This is a genomic window from Methanobrevibacter sp. (assembly GCF_045126245.1).
GTDB lineage: Archaea > Methanobacteriota > Methanobacteria > Methanobacteriales > Methanobacteriaceae > Methanocatella.
Window position 1 is genome coordinate 1 of record NZ_JBGVOG010000077.1, and the last position, 9371, is coordinate 9371.

General features: G+C 35.7%; 12 protein-coding genes. 9 read left to right on the plus strand and 3 right to left on the minus strand.

Features of this window, described 5'->3' with window-relative positions:
• On the minus strand, positions 1-559 hold a 559-nt coding region (gene hpt, locus ACJMLZ_RS05825; RefSeq protein ID WP_405304462.1), incomplete at its 3' end, for a hypoxanthine/guanine phosphoribosyltransferase.
• A 106-nt stretch (positions 560-665) separates the two neighbouring features.
• Here hpt and ACJMLZ_RS05830 point away from each other — a divergent pair.
• The 8 genes from ACJMLZ_RS05830 to ACJMLZ_RS05865 all read left to right on the plus strand — a co-directional run bounded on the left by ACJMLZ_RS05830 (position 666) and on the right by ACJMLZ_RS05865 (position 7484).
• Positions 666-2015 (plus strand): signal recognition particle protein Srp54, encoded by a 1350-nt coding sequence (locus ACJMLZ_RS05830; protein ID WP_405304464.1) that lies wholly within the window; start codon positions 666-668, stop codon positions 2013-2015.
• On the plus strand, positions 2008-3225 hold the full coding sequence (locus ACJMLZ_RS05835) for a tRNA pseudouridine(54/55) synthase Pus10 (RefSeq protein WP_405304484.1): 1218 nt from the start codon (positions 2008-2010) through the stop codon (positions 3223-3225). Before ACJMLZ_RS05830 ends, ACJMLZ_RS05835 begins: the two co-directional genes overlap by 8 nt.
• A 5-nt stretch (positions 3226-3230) precedes the next feature.
• On the plus strand, positions 3231-3698 hold the full coding sequence (gene moaC, locus ACJMLZ_RS05840; protein ID WP_405304466.1) for a cyclic pyranopterin monophosphate synthase MoaC: 468 nt from the start codon (positions 3231-3233) through the stop codon (positions 3696-3698).
• 69 nt (positions 3699-3767) lie between these two features.
• Positions 3768-3929 (plus strand): preprotein translocase subunit Sec61beta, encoded by a 162-nt coding sequence (locus ACJMLZ_RS05845; RefSeq protein WP_405304467.1) that lies wholly within the window; start codon positions 3768-3770, stop codon positions 3927-3929.
• 48 nt (positions 3930-3977) lie between these two features.
• Positions 3978-4802, plus strand: coding sequence for an imidazole glycerol phosphate synthase subunit HisF (hisF, locus tag ACJMLZ_RS05850; protein WP_405304469.1), 825 nt, complete (start codon positions 3978-3980; stop codon positions 4800-4802).
• Positions 4799-5707, plus strand: coding sequence for a DNA glycosylase (locus ACJMLZ_RS05855; RefSeq protein WP_405304472.1), 909 nt, complete (start codon positions 4799-4801; stop codon positions 5705-5707). Before hisF ends, ACJMLZ_RS05855 begins: the two co-directional genes overlap by 4 nt.
• A 28-nt stretch (positions 5708-5735) precedes the next feature.
• Positions 5736-6089 carry a VOC family protein gene (locus ACJMLZ_RS05860; protein ID WP_405304474.1) on the plus strand — a complete coding sequence of 118 codons (354 nt, stop codon included), beginning with the start codon at positions 5736-5738 and terminating at the stop codon, positions 6087-6089.
• A gap of 33 nt (positions 6090-6122) precedes the next feature.
• Positions 6123-7484, plus strand: coding sequence for an MFS transporter (locus ACJMLZ_RS05865; protein ID WP_405304476.1), 1362 nt, complete (start codon positions 6123-6125; stop codon positions 7482-7484).
• 402 nt (positions 7485-7886) lie between these two features.
• On the opposite strand, the gene ACJMLZ_RS05870 is transcribed toward ACJMLZ_RS05865, so the two are convergent.
• A complete protein-coding gene (locus tag ACJMLZ_RS05870) occupies positions 7887-8306 on the minus strand; it encodes a hypothetical protein (protein WP_405304478.1) in 420 nt (139 codons plus the stop codon).
• 141 nt (positions 8307-8447) lie between these two features.
• The gene (locus tag ACJMLZ_RS05875; protein ID WP_405304480.1) at positions 8448-8879 is read right to left on the minus strand and encodes a peptidylprolyl isomerase; all 432 of its coding nucleotides are present in this window, start codon (positions 8877-8879) and stop codon (positions 8448-8450) included.
• 68 nt (positions 8880-8947) lie between these two features.
• Here ACJMLZ_RS05875 and ACJMLZ_RS05880 point away from each other — a divergent pair.
• Positions 8948-9371 (plus strand): aminotransferase class III-fold pyridoxal phosphate-dependent enzyme (locus ACJMLZ_RS05880; RefSeq protein WP_405304482.1); only part of this gene is annotated, 424 nt, incomplete at its 3' end.

Here is a 9371-nt window from a genome sequence, read left to right on the forward strand (position 1 = left end):
TAGTTTTTTCAATTACAACTTTTCCGTCAATAACATCCAATTTTATTATTGATAATACTTTCATTCCTGTTTCCTTTTCAACAAATTCTTTTCCGGTACCTTTTTCTATTACAGCCACTGTAGATTTAATTTCCAGACCCAAATCCTTTAAAGTTTCAATCAATGCTATCAATGTTCCGCCGGTACTCACAACGTCATCAATGAGTAAAATCTTTTCGCCGGCATGCAAATCGTTTATGTAAAGGTTGGATGAGCCGTATCCGGTTTTTTGATAGACTTCCTGTTCACCTTCAAGGCCATATTGTCTTTTACGGATTACAACAAATGGAATATCGGTTGCAAGTGATAATGCGGTAGCCAAATGTATTCCCATAGCTTCAACAGCCACAATTTTATCAACATCTAAATCAGCATGCTTATGCACTGCAAGAGACAATTCACGCAACATTTTCGGGTCCATTGCAGGAACTCCATCGCTTATAGGATTTACAAAGTAATTGTAATCTCCTTTTTTCACAATTGGGGATGCTTCTAATGATTTTTTTACTTCTTCTAACATGGTCTCACACAAAAATTATAAAAACTTTAAACTTTAATTAAATATAAATATATAATTAAATAATTAAATAATTTTTCTAATATAACTATTAATCAAAGTGATTACAATGGCAATGCTCGGAAGTTTAGGGGAAAATCTTACTAATACAATGAAAAAATTAGTAGGAATGTCTGTTATTGATAAAAAGACAATAAAAGAAGTTGTAAAGGATATACAACGTGCTTTAATTCAATCTGACGTTAACATTAAATTAGTTCTTGATTTATCAAAAAAAATTGAAAGCAGGGCTCTTGAAGAGGAACCTCCTAAAGGTATTACTCCAAGGGAACATGTTATAACCATTATTTATGAAGAAATGGTAAATCTTTTGGGAAGCGAAGCGGCAGGTTTGGACATTAATGAAAAGCCGTATAAGATACTGTTTTTGGGACTGCAGGGTAGTGGTAAAACAACCACAATCGGAAAGCTATGCAGATATTTGCAGAAAAAGGGTTTCAATCCTGCAGTTGTATGTACAGACACATGGAGGCCTGCAGCATATGAGCAGTTAAGACAGCTTACAGAAGAAATGGATGTTCCGTTATATGGGGATCCTAATAATAAGGATGCACTTGACCTGGCCCAAAAAGGTTTGCAGGAATTCAAGAATAGGAAAGTAATCATTTTCGATACTGCAGGTAGGCACAAGAATGAAGAGGATTTGATTGCTGAAATGGATGAGTTGGACAACATTATCAATCCGACTGAAGCTATCCTGGTGATTGATGGTACTATAGGCCAGCAGGCCGGTGAGCAGGCAAGGGCATTTTCACAGGCAACCGACATAGGCTCAATCATCATTACAAAACTGGACGGTTCTGCTAAAGGTGGGGGTGCGCTGTCTGCAGTTGCAGAAACCGGTGCTCCAATCAAGTTCATCGGTACAGGTGAAAGAATCGATGACTTTGAACTATTCGACCCTGAAAGGTTCATTTCAAGGCTGCTAGGTATGGGGGACATCAAATCTCTTATAGAAAAGGCTGAAGAAAATATCGATGAGGACATTGCAGAAAAGACCATGAACAACATGTTGTCAGGTAAGTTCACATTGATGGATATGAAAAACCAGTTTGAAATGATGAACAGTATGGGTCCGATGCAGCAGGTCTTGAACATGATTCCCGGCATGGGCAATAAGATTTCTAAAGAAGCATCCAAGATGACCGAGGATAAAATCGAAACTTATAAGATTATGATGTCATCAATGACAGAAGAGGAAATGCTAAACCCTAAAATCATTAAACAATCACGCATTCAAAGAATTGCTCGAGGATCCGGTGTTGAAGAAAGCGAAGTAAAAGAGCTTTTAAAATATTATAACAACACTAAAAAGACAATGAAGGGAATTGGAAAACGCGGCAGCCGTTTAGGCGGCGGAGCTATGAACCGTATGATGGGTCAATTCATGAATAGATAACATGTTTGAACTAGCAAAACAGATTATAGAAAGAACTGATGGAAAAATCTGCAAACATTGTCTTGGCCGTAAGTTATCCAGAACGATTGAGGGGTCAAACAATATTGAACGGGCCGATAAGGTAGTTCAGGAATTAAATATTAATTTGGATGATGCTAATTGTGTCATTTGTGATAATCTCTTTGACAAGCTCGATGACGATTTATACAAAAAAATCGATGATAAGATCAATCAGCTGGAAGTAGAATTTGACACATTTCTGGTCGGCTCAAAAATCAGCAAGGATATTCAGGAAAGGGATGATGAGCTATCTTTGGAATTTGATTTAACTGTTGAAACAATTAAAAAGGAAGTCAATCGTCTAATAGGTCTTGGAATCTGGGAAATTTACGATAAGGAAGCCCAGTTTGAAAGTCAGGATATAGTTTTCAACGTTGATTTAATAAATGAGCCTAAAGTTAATATTCAAATCAATCCATTGTATATTGAAGGAAAATACAACAAGTTTAAACGAGGAATTCCTCAAACCAAATGGCCATGTACAAAATGTAAGGGCAGGGGCTGTGAGGAATGCAATTTCACAGGAAAGCAATACCCTGAATCTGTTGAAGAGCTGATTTCAGAACATTTCCTGAAAGCGACCAAAGGCAGAGAAGCCAAATTCCATGGTGCGGGCCGTGAGGATATCGATGTATTGATGCTGGGTTCCGGAAGACAGTTTGTTTTGGAGATTAAGGAACCAAAAATCAGAAAGCTTGATTTAAAATCCATGGAAGATGAAATTAATAAAATTAACGAAGGTAAAACTTCCTATCATAATCTACATGTTTGTGAGAGAAAAAGAAAAGCTATCATAAAGCAGTCTTCACCTGATGCATTTAAAGTTTATAAAGCATTGGTGGAATGTGATGAGGCTTATGATGAAGATAAACTGAAAGATTTGTTGAATTTGGGTGAAATCCATCAACAAACACCTTTAAGAGTCCTAAGGCGTCGTGCGGATATGATTCGTGTCAAAAACGTTGTGGATCTGTCATATGAAATCATTGACGATAAAACTTTTTCCATGACAGTCAAAACGGAAGGCGGATTGTATATCAAGGAATTGATTTCAGGCGACGACGGCAGAAGTCATCCTAATGTAAGTGAAATTTTAGGGGTAAATGCTAAATGTGCCCAATTAGATGTGATTGAAGTAAGTGAGAAGTAGATAACATGGCTGATGAGTTTACACATTTGACAGATAGTGGTGTGCACATGGTTGAAGTAGGTGCAAAACCAGATCAAAAGAGAAGAGCAATTGCGAGTGGAAAAATATTTTTGGATAAAAATACCATAGATTTGATTCAAAATGAAGAAATCAAGAAAGGAAATGTTTTAACAACTGCCCAAATTGCAGGAATTCAGGCTGTTAAAAACACATCTTCCATAATTCCTCTTTGCCATCCATTGGCTTTAACTGGAATCGAGCTTGATTTTGAAGTTAAACAGACAGAAATTATAGCTACCTGTGCGGTTAATACTTTAGGAAAAACTGGTGTTGAAATGGAAGCTATTACTGGAGTTAGTGTAGCTTTACTTACTGTATGGGATATGGTAAAGGCTGTTGAAAAGGATGAGGATGGACAATACCCGGATACAAGAATCAGCGATATTAAAGTAATTAAAAAAGAGAAAATTTAACATTTATATACTATGAGAAAAATATCTTATAATGATATTTTTAATTAATTAAATTAATGGGAGATTATTATGGCAAAAAAGAACGATAAAATTTCTATGCCTCAGACAGGTGCAGGTTTAGTAAGATATTTTGATGAAGAAAGTGTAGGCCCAAAACTTTCTCCTGAACACATTGTTGTTGCTACTATCATTTTAGCAATATTTTGTTTTGTTTTAAGATATTCTGCTTAAAATTATTGTTTTTTAAAAACAATACTACTTTTTTTATTTATTGATATTATGTTAACCAAAAGAATTATTCCTTGTCTAGATTGTGATTTACAAGTTCCTGAAGGTAGGGTTGTAAAGGGCGTTGAATTTAAAGAGATCAAATATGCTGGAAACCCGGTCGATTTGGCAACTCGCTATTATGAAGAGGGAGCAGACGAAGTTGTTGTTTTAGACATCACTGCGTCTCATGAAAGACGTGCAACCATGGCAGATGTGATTGATAGGTTAACTGAGAATGTTTTCATGCCGATTTGTGTCGGCGGCGGAATAAGAAAGGTTGACGATTATATTAAAATGCTAAAAGCCGGAGCAGACAAATGTTCAACAAATACTGCGGCAATTAAAAACCCGCAACTTTTGACAGAGGCTTCAAAGGTTGTCGGATCTCAGGCAGTTGTAATTGGAATCGATGCAAAAAGAAGATATGTTGACCATCCAAGTGACGCGCCAGATAAAACAGTCATTGAAACCGGTAATGGGTACTGCTGGTTTGACACAAGCATATATGGCGGACGCGAGTTTACAGGCATTGACGCAATTCAGTGGGCGGTTAAATGTCAGGATTTGGGCGCCGGCGAGATTCTTTTAACCAGTATGGATGGGGACGGAACCCAGGCGGGTTATGATATAGAGCTCAATAAAGCTATTAATGATGCAGTTGACATACCGGTGATAGCAAGTGGCGGAGTTGGTGAGCCAAAACATATTTTGGAAGTGTTTGAAAAGACAGATGTTTCAGCGGCTCTTGCAGCAAGTATTTTTCATTTTAACCAATTTTCCATTCCTGCTGTTAAGGAATACTTACAAAAAAATAATGTGGCTGTCCGTTTATGATTATTAATTCACCAATCAATTTGGAATTGACACAGTTGTCCGGTCAAACTTCACAGCCTCCATGGAGGCAAATGGATGGTTGTTTCAGTGATGTTGTTTTAGTTGGTGGAAAACCGGTTCTTTTTAATGTTAAACAATCTGGAGATTGTTTAGATTTTTCTTTCACTGGAAATATAGCTGAAAAAGAGGCAGTTTCCAGGTTAAATTATATTTATGATTTGGATTTTGACTTAAATAAGTTTTATAAATATCTGTCAAACCATGAGGAACTGAAAGACATGTCGGAGTTCTGCAATGGTTTAAGACTGTTTTTAGCGGCGGACCCATTTGAATGTGTCATTTCTTCAATATGCTCTGCAAACAATTCAATTAAAAGATGGACAAAATCAATCTCAGATATTAGGGAAAAATGGGGAGACAATCATTTTGATGACTATTATATCTTCCCTGATAAATCCATATTTCAGGATTTATATGAGGATGATGAAGAGGAAGCACTGTTTGAGGATAGCGTTTGCGGAAATAATTTGAAATCCTGTGGAGTTGGATACAGAGCTCCTTACATGAAAAAAGCTTGTGAAATCTTTACAGATGAAATAATCCTATCAGATATTCCAAAAATGACTTATGATGAAGCTTTTGAAACTATTTTAAAGGTTCCTGGCGTCGGACCGAAGGTGGCCGATTGCATATTGCTTTATGGATTTAATTTTAAAGAGGCTTTCCCAAGTGATGTTTGGATAAAGCGCATTGTTTCCTATTTGTATTTTGATGGAAAAGACATCAGCGTTTCTAAAGTTCGTGATTTTGGAATGGATGAGTTTGGGGATTATGCGGGATATGTTCAGTTATATATGTTCCATTATGCGCGCATGTCCGGATTGATGGCTAAACTCAAAAAGTAAATATTTGATAAAAAATAAACTATTTTCCATGAAAATCAGATATGCTACAATGATTGTTGATGATATGGAAGAGAGTGTTAAATTTTACACTGAAACTTTGGATTTCACTTTTGATGAAGAATTTGATGTGCCTGGAGGAAAAATCACCCTTTTAGATGGTGACGGATTTGCAGGTTTGGAATTAATTCAAAGTGATGCATTTGAAACTGGATTGTATTCCGTTGGAATGGATGTTGAAGATATTAATGAAGAAATCGAGAAATTGAAAGAAAAAGGAGCTAACATTGCTTTAAATCCTGTTGAAACACAAGTTGGTTATATGGCCCGGGTGATTGATCCTAACGGAATCAATATTGTATTGGTGCAGCATACAAATAGATAATCATTTATGATGTTGAATTAATATATGTTAATGATGGAAAAGAAAAATTTGATTCTTCTGATTTGTACAGTATTGTCCTTTTTTGCCGTTTTTGCGGTTAATTCAGTTATGGTTGTCATTCCAACAATCGCTGCTGAGTTTCATATGAGCAATATTGTTCAAAATTGGGCAATAATCATTTTTTTATTGGTTGTGGCAGTATTGTCCGTTCCGGCAGGCCAGATTTCCGGAAAATACGGTCTTAAAAAGGTTACAATCATAAGCGTTATATTGTTTATTTTAATTTCCATTGCTAATGTGCTGGTCACATCTTCCGAACAGTTTCTGCTATGCCGGTTGGTATTGGGCATTTCTCTAGCATTTTTCAATGTCACATCAATGGCAATGGTGGTATCGGCATTCAAGCCGGAAGAACGGGGCAAAGCATTGGGAATAACCATTACTGGGGTTTATATTGCACTGTCTCTAGCGCCGGTTCTTGGAGGCATTTTGAATTATCAATTGGGATGGAGATCTGTAGTTCTGTTTGGCGTTCCGTTTTTACTTGTCATACTGGCATTGCTTTTGACTAAAGTCGATGAGGAATGGATTACTTTTGAAGGCGTTCCGCTTGATGTGAAGGGTTCACTTTTCTATGGAATCGGAATGGTTTTGTTCATATATGGGTTTACTATACTGAATGAGACCTTAGGAGTAATATTGACAGTTTTAGGTATTATATTTCTGATAATATTTGGATTGATGGAATTAAAAGAAGCCCATCCTGTATTTGACATCAGATTCTTTAAAAACCGTAAATTCCTCTCAGCCAATTTTGCATCATTATGTGCATATTTGGCCACTTTTGCAGTCACTACAATACTAAATTATCATCTGCAGTATATCAAGGGGTTCGATTCACAAACAGCAGGCATAATTTTGCTTGCAGCACCATTATGTCAGGTCGTTCTTGCTCCAATAGCCGGAAGGTTATCCGATAAGTATGTTCCACAGATTCTGGCAGCTATCGGGATGGGGCTTGGAACAGTTTCATTAATCTTATTCTCATTTTTAAATGAAGCGACATCTCTTGAATTTTTAATAATGGCTATGATAATTTATGGTATCGGATTCGGATTGTTTTCACCGCCAAATACAAATGTCATAATGAGTTCCGTTCCGCCAAAAGACACATCAGTGGCATCAGCGGCCGTAGCAACAATGCGTACAGTGGGACAGGCGATGAGCTTGGGAATATTAACATTGGTATTTGCATTTGTGATGGGCAATGTGCCGATTGTCGAGCAGTATTATCCTCTTTTAATAAGCAGCTGTCAAATAACCTGCATTATCTGTGTGGTGCTGTGCATTGCTTCTGTATTTGCTTCTTTGGTTGGAATTAAGTCATCTAAGTGAAGGGTTAATTTAATTCACTTAATAACTTAAAAATTTTTTTTGCCTTTAACTGGCATCTATTATATGCATGTTTTAGGTTTTGCGGATTTTTTGAATCATAATCAACCATATTTCTATATTTTCTTAGGATATTAAGTCTTTGAGCTATTTTTTCCCATTATTTCCCTGATTTAATTTGGGATGTTTTTCAAGAGTGATCCTTGTCTCTCTATGTATTCTACCAGATTTTGATTGCATTATGTCCCTGTTGATTTCATTTAAAAATAGTTTTCTATTGATGATATAATCTCTAGAATTTAAAAACGACGATAATAAAATCTGCCAATTCCTGTTCTTAATTTAGCAGAGTCATTTTCATATGATTTTGCAAGCTCGTAATATTCACACCAATCAAATTTTTTATTATTCCTCATAAGGTTCCACCAGGATTATGTATTCCTTTTTTGCTTTTGGGTATTTGTCGATGATTTCATCACTAATTAAATCCTCCTTTTGAAGCAATATTTCATCTTCTAAAGGTGAATAAATGATTATTTCAAGAATTTTTTCATTAATGTCAGTTTCTTTCATGAAATCTAGCGATACCCAATTATATTTTAATTTTGAAGTAATGAGTTTAGGTAAATCATAAATGATTTTCGTCAATTCAGTATCTAGACTAATAAACTCATTTATTTCATTTAAGTTTGTGGATGGAAATTTAAAATTTTTTTTAAGAAATTTGATTAGATTTTCATCATTTTTGTGCATAATGCTTCTTTCCATGAATAAATTTTTTTGAGGAATTTCCATTTCCTGTCTTTGTGAGTAAAATTGCTGCATAGCTATAACCTCCTAAATTTTATTAAAATTTAATATTAAGTATAATGGAGGTTTTATTTATAATTTCACTTGTTTTTCAAGTCAATTTTACAAAATAAAAGCAATTTAAATTAAAAATAAAAAATAAATGAAAGATAATGATTATCTTTCTTCAACGGTGACTTTATTCATTTTGTCACCTGGGCGGATTGCATTTACGACATCCTGGCCTTCAATGACTTGGCCAAATACGGTGTGCACTCCGTCTAAGTGTGGTTGTGGTGAGTGTGTTATAAAGAATTGGCTTCCACCGGTGTCTTTACCTGCATGCGCCATTGATAATGCACCTGTACCGTGCTTGTGTGGGTTTCCTTCAGTTTCACATTTGATGGTGTAACCTGGCCCACCGGTTCCGTTTCCATAAGGGCATCCGCCTTGAATTACAAAGTTTGGAATTACTCTGTGGAAAGTTAATCCGTCATAGAAACCTTCACCAGCCAATTTTTCAAAGTTAGCTACAGTTCCAGGAGCTTCATTTGGGAATAATTCTAATTCAATATTTCCTTTATCAGTTTCAATTATAGCGACTTTCATTTTATCACCAATTTTAAATAATATTAATATTATAAATGTTAATGATTAAATAGTTTATGGAGGATATGATGAATACTCAGGAATTAATTAAAATTGAAGATGATTATTTCATAAACACTTTCACCAGACAGCCAATCGTACTTGACCACGGGGAAGGTGCTAAAGTATGGGATATCGATGGAAATGAATATTTGGACATGTTTGCTGGAATAGCTGTAAATGCATTAGGTCACAATCACCCAAAACTTGTTAAAGCTATTCAAAATCAAGCTGAAAAGCTAATTCACATTTCAAGCATTTACTACAACGAGCCAGCATTGATTTATGCTAAAAGATTAATTGATTTAACCAATTTCGACAGAATCTTTTATGCAAACAGCGGGGCTGAGGCAAATGAAGGAGCTATCAAGCTGGCTGTAAAGTACACCGGAAAAAGTGAGGTCATCTCAACTGTGGATTCATTCCACGGAAGAACTATAATGACTTTGGCGG